The 1,021-nt window shown below is 59.7% G+C and carries 1 pseudogene; it reads right to left on the minus strand.

Annotated features, from left to right (window positions below):
• Position 1 precedes the first annotated feature (1 nt).
• Positions 2 to 1,021 (minus strand): annotated as a pseudogene (locus ACIOUG_RS26585) (2-oxoglutarate dehydrogenase E1 component); the annotation flags it as partial.

Consider the following 1,021-nt stretch of genomic DNA (forward strand, 5'->3'; position numbering starts at 1 on the left):
GTTAAACGGTAAACGCGTCTTGCAGCAGTTTTTCCTGCTGCTCGGCGTGCATCGATGCGTAACCACATGCTGGGGCAGCAGAAGCCTCACGGCCCGCGTACTCGAGTACGAGAGACTTGTTGAGGTTACCGATGCTGCGACGCAGGTGATGCTGGCTGCAGTACCAGGCGCCCTGGTTCATCGGCTCTTCCTGACACCAGACGGCATGCTTGACGTTGGTGTAAGGCGCCAGGACTTCTTTCAAGTCGTCCTCAGGGAATGGATACAGCTGCTCGATACGCACGATGGCGATATCGTCACGGCCTTCGGCACGGCGTTTTTCCAGCAGGTCGTAGTAGACCTTGCCGCTACACAGAACAACACGCTCGACCTTTTTCGGGTCCAGGGCATCGATTTCCGGGATCACGGTCTGGAACGAACCTTCGGCCAGATCTTCCAGGGTCGAAACGGCCAGCTTGTGGCGCAGCAGCGACTTCGGCGTCAGCACGATCAATGGCTTGCGCAGCGGGCGAATCACCTGACGGCGCAGCAAGTGGTAGATCTGTGCCGGCGTGGTCGGAACGGCTACCTGAATGTTGTGCTCGGCGCACAGTTGCAGGTAACGCTCAAGACGTGCCGAGCTGTGCTCAGGGCCCTGACCTTCGTAGCCGTGCGGCAACAGCATGGTCAGACCGCAGAGACGGCCCCACTTGTGCTCGCCGCTGGTGATGAACTGGTCGATCACGACCTGAGCACCGTTGGCGAAGTCGCCGAACTGGGCTTCCCAGATCACCAGCGCATCCGGCGTGGTGGTCGAGTAACCGTATTCGAAGGCCAGTACCGCTTCTTCCGACAGGAACGAGTCGTACAGGTCAAAGCGCGGCTGACCGTCGTACAGGTGTTTCAGCGGAATGTAGGTGCCAGCATCTTTCTGGTTGTGCAGCACAGCGTGACGGTGCGAGAACGTACCGCGGCCGATGTCCTGACCGGTCATGCGGATCGGGTGACCTTCGAACGCCAGGGTCGCGTACGCCATGGTTTC

The sequence above is a fragment of the Pseudomonas sp. NPDC087803 genome, from assembly GCF_044742995.1.
In the GTDB taxonomy this organism is placed as follows: domain Bacteria; phylum Pseudomonadota; class Gammaproteobacteria; order Pseudomonadales; family Pseudomonadaceae; genus Aquipseudomonas.